The organism is Streptomyces sp. BR123 (assembly GCF_013401435.1).
In the GTDB taxonomy this organism is placed as follows: domain Bacteria; phylum Actinomycetota; class Actinomycetes; order Streptomycetales; family Streptomycetaceae; genus Streptomyces.
Genome location: NZ_JACBGN010000125.1, coordinates 1 through 19,648, shown reverse-complemented (window position 1 = coordinate 19,648; position 19,648 = coordinate 1). Strand labels below are relative to the sequence as shown.

The 19,648-nt window shown below is 70.3% G+C and carries 23 protein-coding genes and 2 pseudogenes; 10 read left to right on the top strand and 15 right to left on the bottom strand.

Going from position 1 to position 19,648, the window contains the following annotated elements; all coding sequences use genetic code 11:
• The 3 genes from HYE82_RS19975 to HYE82_RS19965 all read left to right on the top strand — a co-directional run.
• Positions 1 to 1,058 (top strand): DUF4173 domain-containing protein (locus HYE82_RS19975; protein WP_179175474.1); only part of this gene is annotated, 1,058 nt, incomplete at its 5' end.
• Between the two features lie 649 nt (positions 1,059 to 1,707).
• Positions 1,708 to 2,256 carry a DUF1062 domain-containing protein gene (locus HYE82_RS19970; protein ID WP_179175473.1) on the top strand — a complete coding sequence of 183 codons (549 nt, stop codon included), beginning with the start codon at positions 1,708 to 1,710 and terminating at the stop codon, positions 2,254 to 2,256.
• Between the two features lie 112 nt (positions 2,257 to 2,368).
• Entirely contained in the window at positions 2,369 to 2,800 is a 432-nt protein-coding gene (locus HYE82_RS19965) for a hypothetical protein (RefSeq protein WP_179175472.1), read from the top strand.
• 163 nt (positions 2,801 to 2,963) lie between these two features.
• On the opposite strand, the gene HYE82_RS19960 is transcribed toward HYE82_RS19965, so the two are convergent.
• From HYE82_RS19960 to HYE82_RS38255, 7 genes and pseudogenes are all read right to left on the bottom strand, one after another.
• Complete coding sequence (locus HYE82_RS19960) at positions 2,964 to 3,533, bottom strand: SMI1/KNR4 family protein (protein WP_179175471.1); 570 nt, start codon at positions 3,531 to 3,533, stop codon at positions 2,964 to 2,966.
• Positions 3,534 to 3,980, bottom strand: coding sequence for a DUF4259 domain-containing protein (locus HYE82_RS19955; protein WP_179175470.1), 447 nt, complete (start codon positions 3,978 to 3,980; stop codon positions 3,534 to 3,536).
• A 246-nt stretch (positions 3,981 to 4,226) separates the two neighbouring features.
• The gene (locus HYE82_RS19950) at positions 4,227 to 4,760 is read right to left on the bottom strand and encodes a hypothetical protein (RefSeq protein ID WP_179175469.1); all 534 of its coding nucleotides are present in this window, start codon (positions 4,758 to 4,760) and stop codon (positions 4,227 to 4,229) included.
• A gap of 60 nt (positions 4,761 to 4,820) precedes the next feature.
• On the bottom strand, positions 4,821 to 5,258 hold the full coding sequence (locus HYE82_RS19945; RefSeq protein ID WP_309144383.1) for a sigma-70 family RNA polymerase sigma factor: 438 nt from the start codon (positions 5,256 to 5,258) through the stop codon (positions 4,821 to 4,823).
• Positions 5,251 to 5,475: a hypothetical protein gene (locus HYE82_RS38260; protein ID WP_179175457.1), complete on the bottom strand. Its 225-nt coding sequence runs from the start codon at positions 5,473 to 5,475 to the stop codon at positions 5,251 to 5,253. The genes HYE82_RS19945 and HYE82_RS38260 overlap by 8 nt, the downstream gene beginning before the upstream one ends.
• 48 nt (positions 5,476 to 5,523) lie before the next feature.
• Positions 5,524 to 6,147, bottom strand: coding sequence for a Ku protein (locus tag HYE82_RS37305; protein WP_369009817.1), 624 nt, complete (start codon positions 6,145 to 6,147; stop codon positions 5,524 to 5,526).
• A gap of 287 nt (positions 6,148 to 6,434) precedes the next feature.
• A pseudogene (locus HYE82_RS38255) lies at positions 6,435 to 6,627 on the bottom strand (IS481 family transposase); the annotation flags it as partial.
• A 148-nt stretch (positions 6,628 to 6,775) separates the two neighbouring features.
• On the opposite strand from HYE82_RS38255, the gene HYE82_RS19925 reads away from it, so the two are divergent.
• Positions 6,776 to 7,411, top strand: coding sequence for a VOC family protein (locus HYE82_RS19925; RefSeq protein WP_179175467.1), 636 nt, complete (start codon positions 6,776 to 6,778; stop codon positions 7,409 to 7,411).
• A gap of 296 nt (positions 7,412 to 7,707) precedes the next feature.
• Here the strand turns inward: HYE82_RS19925 and HYE82_RS39555 are convergent.
• Both HYE82_RS39555 and HYE82_RS19915 read right to left on the bottom strand, forming a co-directional pair.
• A pseudogene (locus HYE82_RS39555) lies at positions 7,708 to 7,860 on the bottom strand (IS630 family transposase); the annotation flags it as partial.
• A gap of 140 nt (positions 7,861 to 8,000) precedes the next feature.
• Positions 8,001 to 9,503, bottom strand: coding sequence for a hypothetical protein (locus tag HYE82_RS19915; protein WP_179175466.1), 1,503 nt, complete (start codon positions 9,501 to 9,503; stop codon positions 8,001 to 8,003).
• 258 nt (positions 9,504 to 9,761) lie between these two features.
• Between HYE82_RS19915 and HYE82_RS19910 the strand changes: the two genes are divergently transcribed.
• Positions 9,762 to 10,691, top strand: coding sequence for a histidine kinase dimerization/phosphoacceptor domain-containing protein (locus tag HYE82_RS19910; RefSeq protein ID WP_309144382.1), 930 nt, complete (start codon positions 9,762 to 9,764; stop codon positions 10,689 to 10,691).
• A gap of 97 nt (positions 10,692 to 10,788) precedes the next feature.
• Here HYE82_RS19910 and HYE82_RS19905 read toward each other — a convergent pair whose 3' ends face one another.
• Positions 10,789 to 11,622: an NAD(P)H-binding protein gene (locus HYE82_RS19905; RefSeq protein ID WP_179175465.1), complete on the bottom strand. Its 834-nt coding sequence runs from the start codon at positions 11,620 to 11,622 to the stop codon at positions 10,789 to 10,791.
• A gap of 145 nt (positions 11,623 to 11,767) precedes the next feature.
• Between HYE82_RS19905 and HYE82_RS19900 the strand changes: the two genes are divergently transcribed.
• Complete coding sequence (locus tag HYE82_RS19900) at positions 11,768 to 12,304, top strand: TetR/AcrR family transcriptional regulator (RefSeq protein WP_179175475.1); 537 nt, start codon at positions 11,768 to 11,770, stop codon at positions 12,302 to 12,304.
• 866 nt (positions 12,305 to 13,170) lie between these two features.
• Here the strand turns inward: HYE82_RS19900 and HYE82_RS19895 are convergent.
• Positions 13,171 to 13,524: a hypothetical protein gene (locus HYE82_RS19895; protein WP_179175464.1), complete on the bottom strand. Its 354-nt coding sequence runs from the start codon at positions 13,522 to 13,524 to the stop codon at positions 13,171 to 13,173.
• 68 nt (positions 13,525 to 13,592) lie between these two features.
• Between HYE82_RS19895 and HYE82_RS19890 the strand changes: the two genes are divergently transcribed.
• Positions 13,593 to 13,985: a hypothetical protein gene (locus HYE82_RS19890; protein WP_256987449.1), complete on the top strand. Its 393-nt coding sequence runs from the start codon at positions 13,593 to 13,595 to the stop codon at positions 13,983 to 13,985.
• 54 nt (positions 13,986 to 14,039) lie between these two features.
• Here the strand turns inward: HYE82_RS19890 and HYE82_RS19885 are convergent, their stop codons facing one another.
• Positions 14,040 to 14,714 (bottom strand): transposase, encoded by a 675-nt coding sequence (locus HYE82_RS19885; RefSeq protein WP_369009816.1) that lies wholly within the window; start codon positions 14,712 to 14,714, stop codon positions 14,040 to 14,042.
• A gap of 900 nt (positions 14,715 to 15,614) precedes the next feature.
• Between HYE82_RS19885 and HYE82_RS19875 the strand changes: the two genes are divergently transcribed.
• Positions 15,615 to 16,097, top strand: a complete 483-nt coding sequence (locus tag HYE82_RS19875; protein WP_179175461.1) for an Imm50 family immunity protein — start codon at positions 15,615 to 15,617, stop codon at positions 16,095 to 16,097.
• Positions 16,098 to 16,490, top strand: a complete 393-nt coding sequence (locus HYE82_RS19870; protein ID WP_179175460.1) for an Imm50 family immunity protein — start codon at positions 16,098 to 16,100, stop codon at positions 16,488 to 16,490.
• 42 nt (positions 16,491 to 16,532) lie between these two features.
• Here the strand turns inward: HYE82_RS19870 and HYE82_RS19865 are convergent, their stop codons facing one another.
• Positions 16,533 to 16,808, bottom strand: coding sequence for a hypothetical protein (locus HYE82_RS19865; protein ID WP_179175459.1), 276 nt, complete (start codon positions 16,806 to 16,808; stop codon positions 16,533 to 16,535).
• Positions 16,809 to 17,550: 742 nt separating this feature from the next.
• Here HYE82_RS19865 and HYE82_RS38245 point away from each other — a divergent pair.
• On the top strand, positions 17,551 to 17,763 hold the full coding sequence (locus HYE82_RS38245) for a hypothetical protein (protein WP_256987448.1): 213 nt from the start codon (positions 17,551 to 17,553) through the stop codon (positions 17,761 to 17,763).
• 470 nt (positions 17,764 to 18,233) lie between these two features.
• On the opposite strand, the gene HYE82_RS19855 is transcribed toward HYE82_RS38245, so the two are convergent.
• Both HYE82_RS19855 and HYE82_RS19850 read right to left on the bottom strand, forming a co-directional pair.
• A complete protein-coding gene (locus HYE82_RS19855; protein ID WP_179175458.1) occupies positions 18,234 to 18,671 on the bottom strand; it encodes a hypothetical protein in 438 nt (145 codons plus the stop codon).
• A gap of 480 nt (positions 18,672 to 19,151) precedes the next feature.
• A partial coding sequence (locus HYE82_RS19850; RefSeq protein ID WP_256987447.1) for a DUF6461 domain-containing protein occupies positions 19,152 to 19,648 on the bottom strand: 497 nt, incomplete at its 5' end.

The following is a 19,648-nucleotide window of genomic DNA, read 5'->3' as shown; positions in this document are numbered from 1 at the left end:
GGGCGGGCCGGGAGCGGTGGCTGCCGGTCGCCAAGGCCGGCGTGGTGGCGCTCCTGCTGCTCCTCCTCTTCGGCGCGCTGTTCGCCTCCGCCGACGCGGCCTTCGCGGACCTGCTCGGCCGTCTGGTCCCCGACGTCTCCGTGGGGGACGGCCCGCTGCGGTTCCTGCTCTTCCTGGTCGGCGCGGTCCTGGCGCTGGCCGTCGCCCGCACGGCCGCGGCGCCGCACCGCTGGGACCGGGTGAAGACCAAGCCGGGCAAGGCGCGTTCCCGGGTGGAGTGGAGCCTGCCGCTGATCGTGCTGAATCTGCTCTTCGCCGGGTTCAACGCGGTGCAGCTGGCGGTGCTGTTCGGCGGCTACGACAAGGTGCTGGAGAGCACGGGCCTCACGTACGCCGAGTACGCGCGCCAGGGGTTCTGGCAGCTGCTCTGGGCCACGGTGTTCGTCCTCGCTGTCATCGCGCTCGCGCTGCGCTGGGCGCCGCGCGGCGGGACCGGCGACCGGCGCCTGGTGCGGTCGGTCCTGGGGACGCTGTGCCTGCTGACGCTCGTGGTGGTCGCGTCGGCGGTACGCCGGATGGACCTTTACGTGGACGCGTACGGGCTGACCAGGCTGCGGCTGTCCGTCGTCACCATGGAGCTTTGGCTCGGCCTGGTCATCGTGCTGCTGATGGCGGCCGGGGTGGCGGGCGGCCGCTGGCTGGCCCGCGCGGTGGCCGGCAGCGCGGCGGCGACCGTACTGGCCTTCGGGCTGGCCTCGCCGGACGGGATCATCGCCGAGAACAACGTGGCGCGCTACCAGCAGGACGACAAGATCGACCTGGCGTACCTGCGCGGCCTCTCGGCGGACGCGGCCCCCTCCCTGGACCGGCTGCCCGAACCCCGGCGCTCCTGCGCCCTGATGGGCATCGAGGCCGACCTGCGCAGCGCCGACACGGCGCCCTGGTACGCGACGAGCCTCGGCGAGCACCGGGCCCGGCAGATCCTGCGGGAGCGTCCGGTGACGGCGACGGTGCGCGAGTGCAGCCGGCTCGGGGCGTACGCGCCCCGCGAGGAGTAGGGCTCGATCGCCGCACCGAGGCGGCAGCCCTTCCGGCGCGCCCAGCCCCACGCGGCAGGCCGTACCGCTGGCAGGAGCCGCCCGGCCCGCTTCCTGAGAGCTGCCCCGGTCAGCCGTCGCACCGGTCGCTCAGCAGGGACCGGCGGGTGGCCACCGCCCCGCAGGTGGCGAGACGTGCGGCGTACAGGGAGTCGGAGTGGTGCACCGGGACGGCTCCCCGGTGGCCCGCACCAGCGCTGAGGTGATCACGTGAGCGCAATCGACCCTATCCGCCAAAGCCGGCCGTCCTTCCCTTCGAACCTCTCACGGCACGGCGGCCAGTCCACCCTCACACCCGATGTCGGGCAGGGCGCACCGGCGGTCCAGAAGCCCTGCATCACGGCGCTCTCCGGCGAGTGACCGACCGTCCGGGGCAGCGGGTGCGAAGTCGCCGCCCCGGGAAGCCGAGCCGTTTCCGCGTGTGTCCGGAAAAACCGGTGGGCCGGCCCCGCCGCGCGGGCTTAACGTGCTGTCTGAACGTGTCGTCGAGCCGAAGGCAGCCCCTTGTACACCCTGTGAGACCCCCCGAGAGCTGATCGGTCGCGCGTCGCGCATCTGCGCGCCGTGCTGCTTCCTGCTGCGGATTTCTCACTGAAACCGGTGTACACCTGTGCTCAACACCTGGGTGGTCACTCCCACCTGCCTGCCCCTCGTCCGCCGTCGTTGCCATGCGTGCGCGTCCGACCGCTTCCGGGCGAGCGGCAAGTTCCGCGTCAACGCGAACCACAAGGTGCTCGACGCCTGGCTCCTCGTCCTCTGCACCGGGTGCGGGGACACGGCGAAGCTCACGATCTTCGAGCGGGCGAACGTCCGCTCCGTACGACCGGAGCTGCTGGACCGGCTGCACGACAACGACCACGGTCTGATCGCCGAGTTGCTCCAGGACCCGGTACTGCAGCGCCGCAATCGCATCGCCCTCGACTGGGGCGGCGCCTGGCGCCTGGACACCGGCGGCTCGGACCACCTGGACCGCGAGGTGATCGACGTCTCGGTACGCTTCGCGGCCCGGATACCGGTCCGGCCGGTACGGCTCATCGCTGAGGGGTGCGGTCTCGCACGGGCCGAGGTCGAGCGCCTGCTCGCGGAAGGGAGTCTCGTCTCGGCGGTCCGGTTGGGCGCCAGGCTCTCCGGTGACTTCACCTTCACGCTCAAGCGCTGATTCGCGGCAACTTCCCCTCCCGCGGCCTGAACTGACAGGCGCGGGAGGGGAATGTCCGACCCGGGGGATAGTGTGCGCGCGACCGTCCCAACTACCTTTGTGGAGAGGGAACATGCGCAAATCCACTGCCCTGCCCGCTGCCCTTGCCCTGACGGCCGCGACACTCGCGGGAGGGGCGGCCCCGGCCGCCGCCGAGACCACCCTCAGCACGGTCCCCCTGGAAGCCGGTGCCAACCTCCACCACAACACCGCGACGGTGAACTACGAGCGCATCGACGGCGCCGTGAACTCCGTCAAGATCACCTACGTGCTGATCACCTCCGGCGAGCGTGACTGCGCCTGGGTCCAGTGGAACGATCCGAAGGCCGTCGGCGGGGACGGCTGGACCAACCTCACCCCCGAGCCCTCGTGTCACGGCATCGGCATGGGTGAGTCGCGCGAGGTCATCATCAAGGCCCCGGCGGGCCACCCGCTCAAGGTGCGCCTGGCCGCCTACCACTCCGACAGCGCCGACGTGGTGCACAAGGACATCGCGAGGCTCTAGCCGCGCGGCCGGACCGGTTGTCCGGCTGGTCCACCGAGGCGGCCCGTCGGGCCGGGGCACGGCGACGGCTTCACCGGGACCGTCTACCCGGCCTGCTGCGGGCCCGCCCCCGAGGGCCGGTTCCCCTACCGCGGCAGCCTGCGGCTGCCGGGGTGACCGGTGCTTACGTTCGAGGAGCGGGGACGAGAGGCGCGCCGTTCAGCTCGGTCTCGTGGGGAAAGGTCCACCACAGCTCTCCCTCCTCGGTGAGGTAGGGCACGTTGCCGCCTACTTCCCCGCCGTGGTCGAGCGCGTCGGCCACGGCGGTCAGGTACACGGCCAGCGAGGGCCAGCCGTCCTCGAAGTGACCGCTCTCGTCATGTGCCGCACTGCCCAGGCGGCCCTGCCCAGGGCCCTCGCGCATGTCGATGATCTGGGAGTCGCCGTCGCTCTGCGCCCACGGGATCCACAGCGGGTGCCACCAGGGCTCGCGGTCGCCGTCCGGTTCGGTCAGATCGGGGTCGTCACCGGCGATCTCGACGCACATCTGCCAGTGGTCGAGGATCCTTGCGACGGACATGGGCGGCTGGTCGGGGACCAGTTTGGCCCAGCTGGTGATCCCGTTGTGGCTGGCGAGCGACTCAAGCAGGTCGGTGGGGAAGCGCATCCCCATCGACTTCTGCGCCGCTTCCACTTCGGCGGGGTCGGCCGGCGGCGCGAGCAGCGCGTACGAGGCGGGGGCGTGTCGCCGCATTCAGGTGTCGATCCTGGCCCAGGAGTGGGCCACCGGCTGCGGTGCGGGGAAGGCGAGCACCCTGCGCAGGAGCTGCAGGCTGCGGAGCCAGTAGGGGTACCCGTCGGTGTCTGCCCACAGTTCGCGCAACTCGGAAGGTTCGGATTCGACGCGGTGCAAGGCGCGGAGGGCGATGCCCCGCAGGTCGGCCGGAAGGTCGGGGACAGCCAGGTCCGGCCCGTACGGGCTGGTGACGGGCCGGCCTCCGGGACACTGGGCGGCGACGAGGGCTACCGCGGCCACCGCTTCGACGGCCAGGTGCTGGTCGAGGGGGTCGTCGGCGTCGACGGCGCGCAGCAGCGCGTCCCGCACGAGGCCGGGCCGGTCGGCCTCGGCGGCCTCTTCAAGGTCACCGCAGAAGTCCGCGGCGGTGTCGTTGTCGAAGGGGCCGACGTCCCAGGTACCCATGGATCTCCTTCAGGTGGAGGTGCTCCGGGATACTGTCAGGCCCCACCGACAAACAGCCGGCCGGCCCCTCCGCCTGCCCACGCTGCGCGGCGGCGATGATCAGCCGGCGGCGCGGACATCGTCGGCCTCGCGGCACTGATCCCCGACTCGGTGCGGGCCGTACGCGAAGCCTTGAACGCGGCCGACCACCGTGCCGTGGCGATCATGCCCCGCCTCATCTTCGAGTCAGGCCTGTACGAGGGGGGCTTACGAGGCCGTGTGGTGCTGATTTTCAAGGGGCTGGGTGACGATGAGGTTGTCGCCGTTGCCGGTCACGATGACCGAGCTGATGTGCATGCCCGCGAGGTAGAGGTGAACGGGGTGTTCCCCTGTCATCGCCTTGCCGTCGGGCCCCACGGGCTTGCCCTTCAGGAGAACCCTTTCAGTGATCCACTCTTGCTTGATCGTCATGTGGCGCGCGTACTCGCGAGGACTCGGGAAAGGCCTCCCCACCTGATCCCTCACGGCCTCCTGCCTCTGCAGAAGGGCAGCCAGGAGCATGTCGTCGAGTGCAGCGCGGCGCTGGGCGGCAGTTCCGCGGAGTCGGCGGACTACAAGGGCGGTGCCGAGGAGCGCCGCGGCGCCCGCGTAGATGGAGATCCCCCTGCTGGTGGTGGGGATGAGGTAGCGCAGGTAGTCCCCGATGCTGCCGCCCGGTCCCGGAGGAGTTCCCGTCGAGAAGACCGGAGGCAGGAACAGGAACAGGAAGGACATCACAGCAAGCCCCGCGATCAGCCCCATGGTGGCCCTGGAGATGTGCCTGGCGATCGTCCCTCGGTTGAGCTTGGTGGCCTCGGCCAGCTACGAGTGGGAGAAGCCGACGCCCTTGGCCAGCAGGATGAGGCGCCGCTGTTGTGGGGACATCTCCCGCAGCACCTTCTCCGCGTCGAGGCGGCCGTCGACGTCCTCTTCAACCTGCGACACCCACAGCACCTTGCGGTGCTCCGCAGCAGGGCCCCGGGGATCGTGAAGCGGGTCCGCGACTCCCTTGCGGCGGGCCTCGTCGCGGACCAGGTTCACGATCACCCTGGAGGCGTAGCTGCCGGGGTTGCTGACGGGATACTTCTGGCTGTTGACGAGCGTGATCACGATGGCGTCCTGGACGATGTCCTCGGCACTGACCCTGGAGTCGGGGATCCCTTCCGCCTTCAGCAGCCCCCTGGCGAAATGGACCAGGCCCCGTCCCCTCGCCTTGTACATGGCGACAACGGCGTCTTCGAACAAGTCCTGGTCAGCCACGCTTTCCCCCCTCGCGGACCGCGCGGGTCCGGGTGGAGGATCCTCCACGGGCCCGGATGATCTCGGCCTTGCCCTTTGCCTCCTGGCGGGCGGCTTCGCCACGGGCCTTGATCAGTACCGCCTCCCCCACCGCCCGGTTCCGCTCGGCCACGCTCCTGATCAGCTTCTTCGCGCTCGACAGCAGCACCACCGCCAACGCCACCAGGACGAACTCCATGTCGGCCTCCTTCATGTTCGCCCTGGCGGCCGGTCCGCAAGGGCCCGTTCACTGAAGAAGGGGAGGGCCACCGCCTTCTGCATGACGGCGCACCCACCTTTTTGCCGAGGGGGTACTGCAAGGGCATCCCCGGGGCCCTGAGCCGGACTTCCCTGGCCGTGCGGCAGGTCGCACGTACGAGCGCCACAGCGGAGGGGCCGCCCATGGCCAGCCGGCACCAGGGACGCGTCGAGCAGTCCGAAGCCTTCGCATTGCCGGGCAGGGTGTCGATCTCGTTCCTCGGATCCCGGATCTCATCCGCCCAGTGCAGCGTGTGCAGCGTGGAAGTCCGTTCTCGGCCTTCAGCGCGAGGAGGTATTCGTGCCGGCACATCACGAAGGTGGCGATGCCCACCGTGCGGGCCTTGGTCAGGGCCTGCTCCAGCAGGCTGCAGACCTTCCCGTACGTGGCGCCGCGCGGGCCGAGGTAGTAGGTCTTGCCGGAGAAGATCGGGTCCACTTCCGTCAGGACGACGAAGCCGGCGATCTCCAGCGAGCGGGATCGGCCCGGGGCGATCTCGTCGAGCTCTTTCGGCTCGACCAGGACGTACTCGTCGCCGGTGTCGTAGCCCTTCACGCTGTCCGTCAGGTCGATCTGGTCGCCGGTGCGCTCGTTGATCCGTTGGTTACGGATGCGGTCGGAGGTGCCGCGCTGGAGCCGATGGAAGTGAATGGCCGGCTGTCGGTGGCTGCTTGGCGACCCACCGTCAGGCTGCCCAGGCCGAATGACAAGTTTCCGGCCCAGACGGGACGCGCCATGGCCGCCACCTCCTCCAGTCGCCCCTGCTCGTCCAGTGCCCGGCGCCTACCCGGTGTGCACCCTCCGACCTGGCTGGGATGGGAGCCCCTCGGCCCGGTACGCGTAGGTCTCGGTGGTCCAGTCCCGGATGCGGAACAGGTCGGGCGGGGCACCGAGGCAGGGACCTTCCCGTTCGTCCAGGGGCAGTGCGGGCGGGTGAACTTCTGCCGGGGCGCCGAGTGCCTGGCAGGCGGCCTGGAAGTCGCGCGAGAGCCGGTAGTGCTTGGCGTCGTCGGCCATCACCCGCTCGATGCGGGTGATGCCGTGGGCGTGGAAGAACGTGGCTGCGCAGGTGAGGAAGCCCGCGCAGGTGGCGCGCGGCGTTCGACGGCCGCGGGGGTGCGGCGGGGACGGCGGGGACGGCGGTGATCGATCCGCTCCACGGCTGAATCCACGGCGGACGCGGCCGGGGCGGCGGGCGTGGCGTCGGGACTTGTGCGGGTTGTCGGGTGACGATGGCGCAGTGCGACTTGATCACGTGTCCTATGCGGTGGCCCGCGACAGCTTCGTCTCGACCGTCCAGTGGATCGGATCGGCCCTCGGCGCCGGGTTCGTCGACGGGGGCGTGCACCCGCGATTCGGCACCCGCAATTTCATTCTCCCGCTGAGCGGCGGCACCTACGTCGAGGTCGTCACCACACTCGACCACCCCGCCGCCGACCGCGCACCCTTCGGCCAGGCGGTCGCGCGCCGCGCCGCCGAGGGCGGCGGCTGGCTCGGTTGGGTTGTCTCCGTCGACGACATCGCCCCGGTCGAGGCCCGCCTGGGCCGCACCTCGGCCGAGGGCCACCGTGTCCGCCCCGACGGGTTCGACCTGAGGTGGAAGCAGATCGGCCTGCTGGAACTGCTGGAGGACCCGCAACTGCCCTACTTCCTCCAGTGGTTGGTCCCCATCGAGGAGCGGCCGAGCGCCGACCCGCGCACCTCCACCACCATCCACGGGCTCTCCATCGCCGGTGACGCCGCCTCCATCGCCGAATTCCTCGGCGAACCGGCCGACCACCCCCTCGACCAGATCGACGTCACCTGGGTCGAGGATGAAGAACCGGGCCTGGTCTCGGTCGAGTTCGCCACCGCCCACGGACCGGTCACGATCTGACCAGGGCCCGACTGCCCCGCGGGAGCAGCCGGCTGGGGTCTCCTCGCCAGTGTGATGCGCCCGAACTCCTGAGGGCTATTTCTGCTTGGTCGTGTCAGTGGTGTGGTGGTCCCGACCTTGGCGAGGTGGTCGGCGAGCGAGTCGAGGATCTCGTCGGCGGTTTTCACCCGGGTGAAGGGCCTCGGGTTCGCGTTCCAGGTCTCGATCCGGTCGCGGATGTCGTTCTCCAGGGCCTGGACGGAGGTGTGGACGCCGCGGCGGATGAGTTTGTCCGTCAGCAGGCCGAACCACCTCTCGACCTGGTTGATCCGGGAGGAGCCGGTCGGCGGGAAGTGGACCTGGAAGCGGGGGTGCTTGGCCAGCCACTTCTGGATCTCGGCGGTCCTGTGGGTGACGCAGTCGTCACAGACCAAGTGCACGTCCGGCTCGGCGGGCACGGCCTTGTCCATCGCGATCAGGAACTCCTTGAACTCGATGGCGCGGTGGCGTCGGTGCAGAGCGTGGAGGACGGTGCCATCGGCGATGTTGAACGCGGATGGAAGCGTTGGGCAAGGCCCTGGGCTGTCCGAGCGGCTACGGGCAAGGCCGATCACGGGGTTGGCGTCGCAGTTCCCCGAGCCCCTGATGACGAGACCGTGCCGTAGGCCCGGAGCGCGTCGGCCGGGTCGCCGTGGCGGCCTCGCAGGGTGGCGTCCAGAAAGGCGAGGGTGGCCGCGGCGACGACGCGCGGGCTCTCGGTGCGGCCCAGGGCACCGACGATCGAGGGCACCGGCGGCAGGTAGAGCGGGCCGTCCGTGAAGGTGAGGTGCCCGGCACCGGGGACGGTGAGCCGGTAGCTCGTCGCGGTGCTGTGCCCGAGGGCCTCGGTGAGCCGGGGCAGGTAGCGCGGGTCGGTGCCGGCGGTGATCTCCTGGGTGAGCGCGAGCGCCGGCTGTTCGAGGGCGGGCGTGGTGGGGCCGTGGGGGTAGCCGTCCAGGTCGACGACGGCGTCGAACCGGCGGTCCTGCCGGGCCGCCTGCAGGGCGGCGGCTCCGCCCAGGGAGTGGCCGGCCACCGCGGCGCGGCCGGTGTCCAGACGTCCGGTCAGCGGGTCGGCGGTCTCACCGCGGTCCAGTCGCTCCAGCTGGGTGAGGACGAAGCCGAGGTCGGCGGCCCGGACGGCGGTCCAGCCGGCGGCCGGCTCCTCGTCCCGGTCGCGGTCCCCGGAGGAGGCGGTGGCGGCGCGGATCGTGCGGCCGTCGGCGAGGACGACGACGGCGGAGTCGTACGGGTGGTCGAGGGCGGCGACCAGGTGGCCGTGGCTGGCCAGCTCCTCCGCCCAGGCGGTGTTCTGGGACCGCACCCCGCCCGACCCCGGGGAGAACAGTACGACCGGGAACCGCTCTCCCCCGCCGGCCACCGGGGCGCCGACGACCGCACGGCTGCGGGCCCGCGGGACGCCGTCGACCAGGAAGCCGGGCAGGCCGACCCCGTCGGCGAGGGCCTCGGAGACGGTCCGCGCCTCGTCCTGCGTGCGTCCCAGGTACTGGGCCCGAGGGACGCCCGCAGGGCTCTTCTGCGCCGGGTACCAAAGCTGGACCACGACCGTGCGCCGGTCGTCCGGATCGGCGGTGAAGCTCTCGGGGCGGAGCGGGTCGGTCCACTGCACCACCCGGGTGCCGACCGCGAAGTCGCCCGTCGGCTCGGGGAAGACGGGCACGGGGAAGGCCCAGGCGGCCACCGGGCCGGTGGCGATCAGGCCGGCGCAGGCCAGCGCTCCCGGCAGGGTCAGCCACCAGCGTGCCCGCCGCGCCGGTCGGCCGGTACGGCGCCGCAGCAGGGGCGGGAGGGCGAACACCGAGGCGACGGCGGCGCCGGCCAGGACCGGCAGCATCTGCCAGCGGATCCCCAGGACGCCCAGCACGATCGCCGACGGTACGAGGACCGCCCCGGCCGCGACGGTGCCGGGCCGGCGGGCGGCCGGGGGGAGCCAGCGCGCCACCAGCAGCGCGACGGCGCCCAGCAGGACGAGGACTTCCGGAAGGGACAGGGACAGCCCCGGGATGGTTTCGGTCACCCGTCGATGCTCGGCGCCGGGCCCGCGCCGCCGCATCGGCCCCGGGTCGCCGCCGACTGCGACCGGGGTGGCAACCGGGGCGGGCCGCGGTGCGACCGGCGTGGCAGCCGGGCACCCCGGACCGGCGGCCGGCCTGCGACTGCGGGAGGTGGCGGGTCTCCTCCTGTGGTCGTACCCCTGCCCGGTGCGCTCCGACGCCGGGCTCATGTGCGGCGCGGACCCGCCGCCTAGGCTGCGGCTGTACGCGGTGGCGGCCCCGGCCGGGCCGCCACGACGACCGATCGGCGGAGAGGTGTGACGGTGTGGACGGTGCGCCACCGGGACCGGGTACCGCCCCTGGTGTGGGACTCGGTACTGCCGGCGCTGCTCCTGCTCAACGTCGTGACCACGTACCCGGCCCGGGAGCTGCCGGTGGCGGCGGCGCTCACCGCCGCCTTGGCGCTGCCCCTGGTGTGGCGGCGCCGGGCTCCGCTCGCGGTGTTCGCCGCCGTGGTGGCCGCGGCCTTCGTCCAGTGGCTGGCGGACGTGCAACTGCCCGCGGACATCGCCCTGTTGGTGGCCCTGTACACGGCGGCCGCGCACACGGGCCGTCGCGGCACGCTGCTCGCCGCCGCCGTCGTGGAGGGCGGGGCCGTGCTGGCCTGCCTGCGCTGGACACAGGACGGGGCGTTCCTGACCCCGTTCGTCGCGCTCTCCGCGACGGTGGTCGCCGCCGCCGTCCTCGGGGTGAACGTGCGGACCGGCCGGGCGTACCTCGCCGCCGTGCAGGAGCGGGCCGAGCGGCTGGCGCTGCACCAGGAGCAGCAGGCGCTGCTGGCCGTCGCCGAGGAGCGGGCCCGTATCACCCGCGAGATGCACGACATCGTCACCCACAACCTGTCCGTCATGGTCGCGCTCACCGACGCCGCCGTCTACGCGCAGCACAGGTCCCCGGACCGGGCCACCGCCGCGATGCTGCAGATCTCCGAGACGGGCCGGCAGGCCCTCACCGACATGCGGCGCTCGTTGGGCGTCCTGCGGGCCGACGAGCCGGACGCCGAGCGCCACCCGCTGCCCGGCATCGCACAGCTGGAGGCGCTTGCCGACCAGATGGCCGCCGCCGGGCTGCCGACCGGCCTGCCCCTGACCGCAGCTCCTCGACCGCGCGGTGCAACGGCCAGGTCCTCGTCCCCTCCACGCGCCGGCAGCAGGGCACGGTACATCCCGCAGAAGGTCCGTCCGTGATCCGTCCGCCTTCTCCTGGAGCCGCACGACGCCGCGCCGCGTTGGCGAGCGCTCCGTCAGTGCTCGTGAACGCCCCGATGCGTGCCGGCGCCGTCAGTCACGCGAAGGCGGCGGCGTTGCGCCTGGCCCAGTCGGCGAAGGTGGTGGCGGGGCGGCCGAGGATCTTCTCGACGTCGGGGCTGACGGTCTGCTCGCGCGGGGTGGGGGTGCCGATGATGTCGAGGGTGGTGTCGGCGACCGGGGCGGGCATGAAGGTGAGCATCTGTGCGCGGGCCTCCTCCCGGGTCTGGTCGGTGAAGGTGACCTGCTCGCCGATGGCGTCGGCGATGGCGGCGGCGCGCTGGAGCGGGGTGGTCGAGGCGGGGCCGGTGAGTTCGTAGCTGGCCTTGGTGTGGCCGGGCCGGGTCAGGACGGCGGCGGCCACGGCGGCGATGTCGTCGGGGTCGATGGCCGGGAGGCCGACGTCGCCGAAGGGCGCGGAGACGGTCCGGCTCGCCTTGACCGAAGGTGCCCAGGCGTATGCGTTGGAGGCGAAACCGCCCGGGCGCAGGATGGTCCAGTCGGTGCCGGAGTCCATGACGGCCTGCTCGTAGGCGGCGAAGGCCTGTCCGTGAGACAGAGAGTCGGGGCGGGTGACTACGCCCTGGGAGGACAGCAGGACGATTTTGCCGTAGTTCGCGAACGGAGTGACAACGGCGGTGGGGTCGCCGGTCATCATGAGGTCTCCTCCGACGAGCAGGAAGACCGCATCCGCCGTGGCGGGCAGGTCGGCGGCCGGCTGGGCGAGGTCGGCGGTGATGGCCTGCACGCCGGGCGGGACGTCGGCCTGGGTGATGCGGCGCGAAACTGCGGCCACTTCGTGTCCCTGTTCGGTCAGCAGGCGGACGAGCGTGCGGCCGACGTTTCCGGTGGCTCCCGTGACAACGATCATGCGGGGTTCCTCGAATCAGAGCGCGTTAGTTAGTTGGCTGACTGACTTGGAGGTTAGCACGAGTCGAGGTCGTATAGTTAGTCAGGTGACTTACTCGAAGGAGCCGGCCCGTGTCCGAGTCGCCGGCGCGAAGCGGCGGCGACTCATGGAAGCCGCGGCCGACGTCGTCCACCGGCAAGGCGCCGAGCGCACCACCATCGCCGACATAGCGCGCGCGGCCGAGGTGCCCGTGGGCAACGTGTACTACTACTTCAAGACCAAGGACGAACTAGTCGCCGCCGCGCTGTCCGAGCATGAGCGACACCTGAACCTGCTCGTCAGCCAGCTGAGCCAGCTCCCCGATCCTCGTGAGCGCCTCAAAGGCCTGATCGAGGGCTGGGTGAGTCAGCGTGACCTCGCCGTCCGCTATGGCTGCCCGACCGGCACTCTCGCCGCGGAGCTGGGAAAACGCGACCAGGGTGGCCTGGACGTCGAGGCGGGCAGGGTTGTCCGGCTCCTGCTGACCTGGGTGGAGGGTCAGTTCCGCGAGCTCGGCCAGCTGGATCCCGAGGGCCTGGCCCTTACCTTGGTGGGCGCCTATCAGGGCATGTCCCTGCTGGCCAACGCCCTGCGGGACCCGGGGGTCATGGACCGTGAAGGTGCTCGCCTGATCGCCTGGATCGACTCCCTCGAGGCCGCCTGAGCCCGCCGTGCCTTCCCAGGAGGTGAGAAGCCCGCGGCTGTGCCGAGCGTCTTGTGTGGGCAAGATGTCCCGACGGTGCCTTCCTTGACGGGAGACGATCAGCCCTGCTGCGGAAGCGGTTGACCCGTTCGACGCACACGCGCGGACGGGGTGTCAGCCCGGGGAGACCCCCGCCGCGTACAGACCTGGTCAATGAGCTGGAGGGACGCTATCCCGGGGCGAAGGTCACGGCCACGGTCACCACCCAGGCGATGGGACAGCTCCCCAGCGCAGACTGATCAAGATGTCGGACCGGACCCTGGTCACACCCCGGAAGCGTTCCGCGGAAGGGCGTGCTCGGCTGGGATGCCACCGGCCGCGCTCTCCGTGTCCGAGCTTCTGCACGCTGGGCACCCTTGGGCGACTGTCCACGCCATCCACGCGGCCCGCCCCGCAGACTTCTCCGCCGGCCGCTACCTGCTCACTCTGGAACCCGAGCTGTACGACGGCACCGGCGTCCAAGCCGTCCATCCTGATCACTGACACAGGCCAGGCCCAGATCAGCTGTGTTCCGGCGGGTCCGGATACGCCCTGCTACGGTCGACGCACTTCAAGGGCCACTCGCCATCGCTGGCCACTGTCCCTCTTTCCTTTGGCCCGTGCACCTGGTGTGCGGGCCTTTTGGTCTTGGTCTTGGTCGTCGGACGACGGCCTTCTCAACAGCTCTGAGCAGAGCGCGCCGGTCCTGGACGAGCTGCCGCCAACGGGTGCGGCCGGTGTCCGGTGGTGTCGAGCCAGGTAGCGCGGGCGGCGGTGGCGGACGAGCGCGGCCCTCTCGTGGCCCGCTGCCCCTTGCTATTGGTCGTCGATGGAGGCGAGGTGTCGCCTCAGTTGTGTGGCGATCTCTTCGTCGCCGCCTTCTGCCGGCAGGAGCCATGGATCCTGTTCGCCGTTGGCCACGGCGAGGCTGCTGGCGAAGCGCACCAGGTGTGGTGCTGGGAGGAAGGAGTCCGCAGCCACCGGGCGAATACGGCGGCTTCGTCGGCAGTCACGTTGGTCAGGGTGATGAAGGCGTAGTCGGGCTTCGGCATCGCGGCTGTCCCGTCGATCCATACGCTCGCTGCCAGCTCGATCTCGAAATCGACGACCGGGATACCGTGGATGCCTGAGAAGCCATCCGCATCCCGGGCGTGAGTGGGTGCGATCGAACAGCGTTCCTGTTCGGGTGATCGTGGCGGCATCGGCGTATGAAGGAGGGGCCTCTCGGTAGCTCGGAGTTGCGAAGCTCAAGCGCCGAGGAGGCCCCGTTGTGGTGGAGGGAGAGTTCGGGCGTTCGTCCGCTCGCGTCGCGTTCGTGGAGGTGGCCCGGCTGCGCGAGGAGGCCGAGCGGATCAGGGCCGCGCTCAGCGCGGCGGAAGCGCAGCTGGCGCGGCTCGGTCAGGCCTGCGAGACCGTCACTGAGGTGCTGGCCGAGCCGGACGCCGAGACGACGGGGCAGGTGAGGGCGGCCGCGGTGCCGCGCTCGACGGTGCCGCATCGCGCCGATGGCGGCAGTGCGGAGGCGCTCGCGCCGGAGTACCAGCGGATCCTGGCGGTCCTGGCCGCGCCGGAGGCCGATGGCGGGATGCGGGCGAAGCAGATCGCGCCCGCACTCGGCGAGAGGGCGATGCCGGCCCGGGTGGAGGGGTGCGCTCGAAGCTGAAGCGGCTGGCCGCGCGGGGCTGGGTCGCCGAGGTGGAGCCGGGCCTGTTCACCGTCACGGAGCCGGTGCCGGCGGCCGCGTGAGGAAGGCGTCCCGGCGCCGTCCGGCCAGACGGGCGCTTATCAGCATGGTCATGGACCACAGCACCATGGACTCGTGCATGGCGGGAAGCGTCTCGACGTCGCGCGCCAGACGACGCGAGCGGACCAGCCAGCTCAGCGTGCGCTCCACCACCCACCACCTCGGAAGCACCACGAACCCTGTGGTGTCATCGGAGCGTTTCACGATCTGCAGGGTGAGCGTCAGCTTATCGGCAGCCCAGTCGACGAGCCGGCCCGCATAGCCGGAGTCCGCCCACACCAGCCGGATGGAGAAGTACCGGTCCCGCAGCCTTGTCAGCAGTGGCACCGCGGCATGGCGGTCCTGCATGATCGCCGCGGTCACCAGCACCGCAAGGACCAGGCCGAGGCAGTCCACCACCACGTGCCGCTTCCGCCCGCCCACGTTCTTCCCGCCGTCCCATCCTGACGTTGACCTGGGGATATTCGACGCTGCCCGCACCGACTGCGAGTCCACGACAGCGGCCGTCGGGTCGGCCTTGCGCCCGTGGTGCTCGACGAGCTTGGTGCCCGCGGCGAGCTGGACTGGTCGAGCTGCGCGATCGACCTCGGGCGTGGTGGCGAAGAGCGCGCCGACCAGGTCGGCCGGCTCGGCCAGAGCGTCGTCCACGCGGGGCGCGGCCCGCTGGTCGTGGAGGTCCGGCGCGGGGTCTGCCAGGCCTGCGCCGGGCACATCCCGCACATCACCATCCTGGCCACGGCCAAGCCCGCACTCCCCGTCCCTGCGGCCCCGGCCGTGGAACAGCTGGCGCAGCGCGCCGCGGTGCCGGGCGGATTCTCTTCATCTGAGGCCGCTCCTGATCCCTCACCGGGGCGCCGCCGCCCCCACCTCGCCCACCGCCAGCGCCGCTCGCGGGGCTGAGAAAGGCGGGGAGCGATGATTCCCCCAAGGAACGGTCTGTTGGCGGATGTCGCCCAACAGCCAAGCAATATCGAACATTTGTGTCATTCGATAAGGCTTCGGGCGTCTATGCCGGGATATGACGAGTTTCTTGGCTGACCGACGACGCAGGCATCCGCGACTCCACCGGAACAACCCTGCGACTCAACCACCCCCTGACACAGGCCAGAAACGACTGGCCGCGCTGACCAGTGGGCCGACCGACGTCCCCGACAGCGAGCGAATGCTGGCCGGCGAGCTTGCCGCCTCCTCACCTGCATCTGAGGTCGGCTCCGCCCGCGCAGTCGCCGCCAACGTCCGCCGTACAGACGACCGGCTGCCCGCGGACCACCAAGACCGCGTCCTCGCCACCCGCGTCTTGGCCGAGGCCGGCTACCGGTTGTCCATTCCGCCGGACGGCACAGTGCGCTGTATGCACGGGCAGGCCCGGCTCGGCCGTGGCGTGGCAGCCGAGGCGGCTGACCCGTCGTCTCGGACTCCGGGCACGCAAGGCCTGCTCAAGCAGTTCCGCGCATTGCATCGGATTCGACAGGCGAACCCACGTCTACCTCGGCAACGTCACCTTGGTGCCCCCCGCAACGGTCATCGACGCCGAGGCACACTACTACTATGACCTGGACTGATCTTGTAGTGAATGCGGACCTCCAGTCGCAGTATGACGAGGTTCCAGACCTGACAGGCGTTCGACTGCGCTCGGTGCATTTGGACGGCTGGGACTCGACCGTCACATTGCGACTCGACCTGCCGAGATTTCCCGATCATTGGCAAGGCGGCCCGGGTGACACCATGCAGTGCCACATTCAGTTCTATGTGGTCCAGGAATTCCTCCTGGAAGGGTGGCAGCCCCCGGTCACGGCGGACGTCGCACTGCGTGCGCTGCCCCAAAACCGACTGGCGGTGGACGTGACCGGCCCTGGTGTCACCGTTTCGTTCACGTCGCATGCGTCGCTCAAGGTAGGCAGAATCAGTGTGTTCACACGGGACGCGGATGGCAACGACAGCGGTCGGCACCATTTCTCCCGGCCCCTGGAAACAAAGCTCTACCCGACCGTCCCCCCGACGTACGTCAACACCTTCTACGAGCGTGTGTAAATGACAGATTCAATCGATTGGCCGGAACTGCGGACCTTGTACGACACGCCGGTACCTGATCTGAGCACCTGCCACTTCTTCTACCTGCACATCGACGAGCGCGACACCTCGGTGACGTTCGGCTTCGAGACCCAGCAGCTTCCACCGCACCCGAAGCCGGAGTGGGCGGAGAAGGCGTACAACACGCTGTGCTTCTGGATCGAGTTCACCGATGTGGCAGACCTCCAGCTGCGTGGCATCCAGGCGGAGGTGGAACGCTCTGTCCAGATCACCAGCGGCGACACACCTGGCTCTCTTCACGTCTCGGTACGCAGCAGCACCCGCTCGATAGCCTTTACCGCCGCCGCTTCTCGGGTCTCACATACCCGGGTCTACCTTCAAGGACCGGTGTAGCGGGCGCTGCCCGCTGCTGGCTGCCCTCCGCGGCGACCCGCGCTACAGCGGATAGTCGTTGCGCCAGGGGGCGTCCAGCTCGTCGGGGTCGATGCCGAGGCCGGTGACGGCCCCGTCGACTTCCTCGATCGTCAGGAACGTGCCCACGTTCCGCCGCGTGATGGATTCCTCACCGTAGCACGCGCTGTCATCCGCCAGGTGTTCGGGAATCTCCACCGTGAAGACCATGAATCCGCCGTCCGCGGGATAGACGGCGACCCAGGCGACCCGCCCCGCCTCGTGCGCCGCAATGCGGGCCGTGATGCCCGCCTTCGTCATTGTCAGACGATTTGCCGCCTGCATCCGCATTTTATTGCCTCTCTCCCCAAAATATTCGGATGATTTCACCACCGTACGGAGATTTCGGGAAGGAGGTGGGGAAGGTCCCCGTCCCGATTGTTCGCACCGTGTCCCAGAACACGGCCGTCCTCTCCGAGCTTGTCGTCCCAAGGATACATACCGGCCTTGTCGCCGGAATCCTGGCGAGTCCCCTTCCCGTCAAAGCCTTCGGCATTTCGGTATCCGTCGCGAGGAACTTCCCAAGCAAGATCTCCTCCGCCTCGGCTCGTGATTTCACGTATATCGCGGTCTCCCCGTTGTCGATGTCCCGCTCCGGACGGCACACTCCGCTGCGCTCAGGGACGGGCCCGCCTTATCCGCGCCCTCTACGAGCGCCTCGACCGCCTCACCGAAGCCGCCGCATCCCCGGCCCGTCAGGGCCCTGTGAACCACCCGCCCGGAGACCGACTTCCGCAGGCGCGGTGCTGGCACCACTCCCCGGCCGGACCCGGCCCGGGGCCGCAGTACCACCCGGCACTGAGAGGGATCACCATGAGTACAGCAACCGTCGAGCTGCGCCGGTTCCTGACCATCACCGGCCAGCGCCTGAACAACGGCCAGTCCATGCCCGAGATGTTCTCCCCGGCCGTGGACGCCGCCTGGCACGAGATGCTCGGCACGCCCGCCTACGCGACCATGTGCCAGGAGACCGCCGGGCAGCCGATCCGCCACGCTGCGAACAATGGCACGGCCCGATCGCCTGGGTCACCGCCTACGAGGCCGCGTACGGGCCGCTGCCGGACATCTGGTTCACCGACGCCCCGGCACCCTCGACGAGCAGGCCATCGCCCACTACCGCGAGACCGGCACCGTGATCGCCGAGTGGGACTGCGGCCCCGCCAGCGGCGACGGCGACGACGCCGCGCCGGTCCAGCCGGAGACCACCCTCCGGTGACCACCGGCCACACCACACCAGCGGCGCCCCGGCCCACCGCCGGGGCGTTGCGCCTCGTCGAAGCCAGCACCACCACTGCGGCCAGGCCAGCAGGTCACGATGCCGGGCGCCGGGGACCTCGCCCAAGAGGACGATGTTCTCGCACCGCAGGCCGCCGACCTGGGCCAGCCTCGTGGCTGGGAGTACACCACCCGGACCCCCCTTCGACGAAGATGACGACGAGTAGCGGTCCGCTCCTGGCGGGCGGGCGAACCGCCAGCCCGGTTCAGCACCGGCCTGTTGCGGATGGCTGCTGTGGTGTCCCTAAGCGCACGGCGAGTACTGCTACCCCCTGCCGCAGGTGCACCGGAGGAACTCGGCAGCCATCGCCGACGTACTGCCTGCCCGGCAGCAGCTGGGCCCTGCGGCCGCACCGCCGCAGGGCCGCGCGTGGACGTCGAGACTCGGGCTGGGGGCGCGGCCGCGACCGGTCAGTTGAAGCGGTGCCCCTGGACCAGCACCGTCCGCTTTCCGTTCGGCAGGAGCAGGCGATACTTCTTGATGCCCTCGTAACGGCGGCCGACACCGAAGAAGGTCAGTCCGGCGATGAATCCCACGGCGACGAGGGGCACGAGAACGGCCATGGGGTTCAGCGAGGTGTCGTTCTCCTCCAGGACCTGGCCCCCGAGCTGGAAGGCCATGGGGAGCGTGACGAGCAGCGAGAGCAGCAGCAGCCACCCGATCGTCAGGTAGATCAGGCGCTTGCGCCGGGCCTTGGCCACGCTCTCGACGGTGGCGACGAAGACCTTCTGGCACCGCGGGCATTCGAAGGCGATCGACTCCTCGCCCTTCTGCGGCCGGCGCATCTGGGGTGACGAGAGCGTGGCCACGCTCCAGTTCACCGTGGTCACACCCGCTCTGTTCTCCACGCTGATCCTGCACCCGACGCTCAGGGCATAGCGATGATCCAGCGCCAACTCGTCCACCCCCGACGGTTCCCCACCCGGCCCCCGCGCGAGCCGTGGGAGCAGCCGGAGCGTACCGCCGTTCCCGATGCTCCGGACCTTCCTTGACGCAATTGGGCGCCATACGGAAAGGGCGCGGCAGGCGGTTCTGGTGCCCCGCACGTCCGCCCTTCCATGTCACTGGGGCGGGCGCAGCGCCGCTGACGCACCTGCTGCAGAACTCCTACCGCGGACATGGCCGAGCGGGTGGTGGCGGAGGGGAGGGCGACCTCGCCCCCGGCAAGGTCACCGTGACGGCGGGTGTCGTGATCGGCTTCTCGATCACCGGTGGCTGACACCAGGCACACAGGCGTGATGCCCGGCCGCGAGCGCGAGCTGGGCACCGCGTTGTTGTCTGCATGGAAGCAAGAAGGCTGCCCCGGCGATCCAGCAGCCAATCGATTGTCAGCGGATCTGGACGCTGGCACAGGTGAAAGAGGTGGTCTGGAGCAGCTCGGGCGTGATGGCGACGCCGGTCAGGTGTTCCGCCAGCGCAAACGCGGCTGGTGAGGACAGGTCCATCTCTGTTTCCGGCACGTCGTCGTCGAAGTGGAAGCCGATGCGAGTCATGACGTCGAGGAGCTCGTCGGGTGCGGCGCCCCAGCGGTCATCAGGGAACAGGGGGTCGAAGCAGAGCCGAAGGACCTGGTCCTCGGCCCAGAAGAACGTGCCGACAGCGTTGACGTTGACGAAGTGAGAGATCCAGCTCGTGCCGGCGGAAGCCGGAAGTGCTCGATCCTCGGTGACGCCGATGTAGCGTGTGGATGAGCCGGTTGTTTCGCTGGTGGGGGTTTCGTTTTGTGTGGTGGGTCGTTGGGTTCGTCGGTGGTGGCGTTGTTGTTCAGGTGCTGCCTTAACTGACGGGTTCTGCGGGGGTGTGCCGGGTGGGTGTGGGGGAGCGG

Bases quoted from the DNA above. Each gene is read 5' to 3' on its own strand.
- HYE82_RS19955 (WP_179175470.1), bottom strand. From the start codon at position 3,980: ATGGGTACCTGGGACGTCGGCCCCTTCGACAACGACACCGCCGCGGAC.
- HYE82_RS19900 (WP_179175475.1), top strand. From the start codon at position 11,768: ATGGAAGCCGCGGCCGACGTCGTCCACCGGCAAGGCGCCGAGCGCACC.
- HYE82_RS19865 (WP_179175459.1), bottom strand. From the start codon at position 16,808: ATGACGAAGGCGGGCATCACGGCCCGCATTGCGGCGCACGAGGCGGGG.
- HYE82_RS19965 (WP_179175472.1), top strand. From the start codon at position 2,369: ATGCGCAAATCCACTGCCCTGCCCGCTGCCCTTGCCCTGACGGCCGCG.
- HYE82_RS19960 (WP_179175471.1), bottom strand. From the start codon at position 3,533: ATGCGGCGACACGCCCCCGCCTCGTACGCGCTGCTCGCGCCGCCGGCC.
- HYE82_RS19870 (WP_179175460.1), top strand. From the start codon at position 16,098: ATGACAGATTCAATCGATTGGCCGGAACTGCGGACCTTGTACGACACG.
- HYE82_RS19895 (WP_179175464.1), bottom strand. From the start codon at position 13,524: ATGCCGCCACGATCACCCGAACAGGAACGCTGTTCGATCGCACCCACT.
- HYE82_RS19915 (WP_179175466.1), bottom strand. From the start codon at position 9,503: ATGCGGCGGCGCGGGCCCGGCGCCGAGCATCGACGGGTGACCGAAACC.
- HYE82_RS38260 (WP_179175457.1), bottom strand. From the start codon at position 5,475: ATGGAGTTCGTCCTGGTGGCGTTGGCGGTGGTGCTGCTGTCGAGCGCG.
- HYE82_RS38245 (WP_256987448.1), top strand. From the start codon at position 17,551: ATGGCACGGCCCGATCGCCTGGGTCACCGCCTACGAGGCCGCGTACGG.
- HYE82_RS19905 (WP_179175465.1), bottom strand. From the start codon at position 11,622: ATGATCGTTGTCACGGGAGCCACCGGAAACGTCGGCCGCACGCTCGTC.
- HYE82_RS19950 (WP_179175469.1), bottom strand. From the start codon at position 4,760: ATGGGGCTGATCGCGGGGCTTGCTGTGATGTCCTTCCTGTTCCTGTTC.
- HYE82_RS19875 (WP_179175461.1), top strand. From the start codon at position 15,615: ATGACCTGGACTGATCTTGTAGTGAATGCGGACCTCCAGTCGCAGTAT.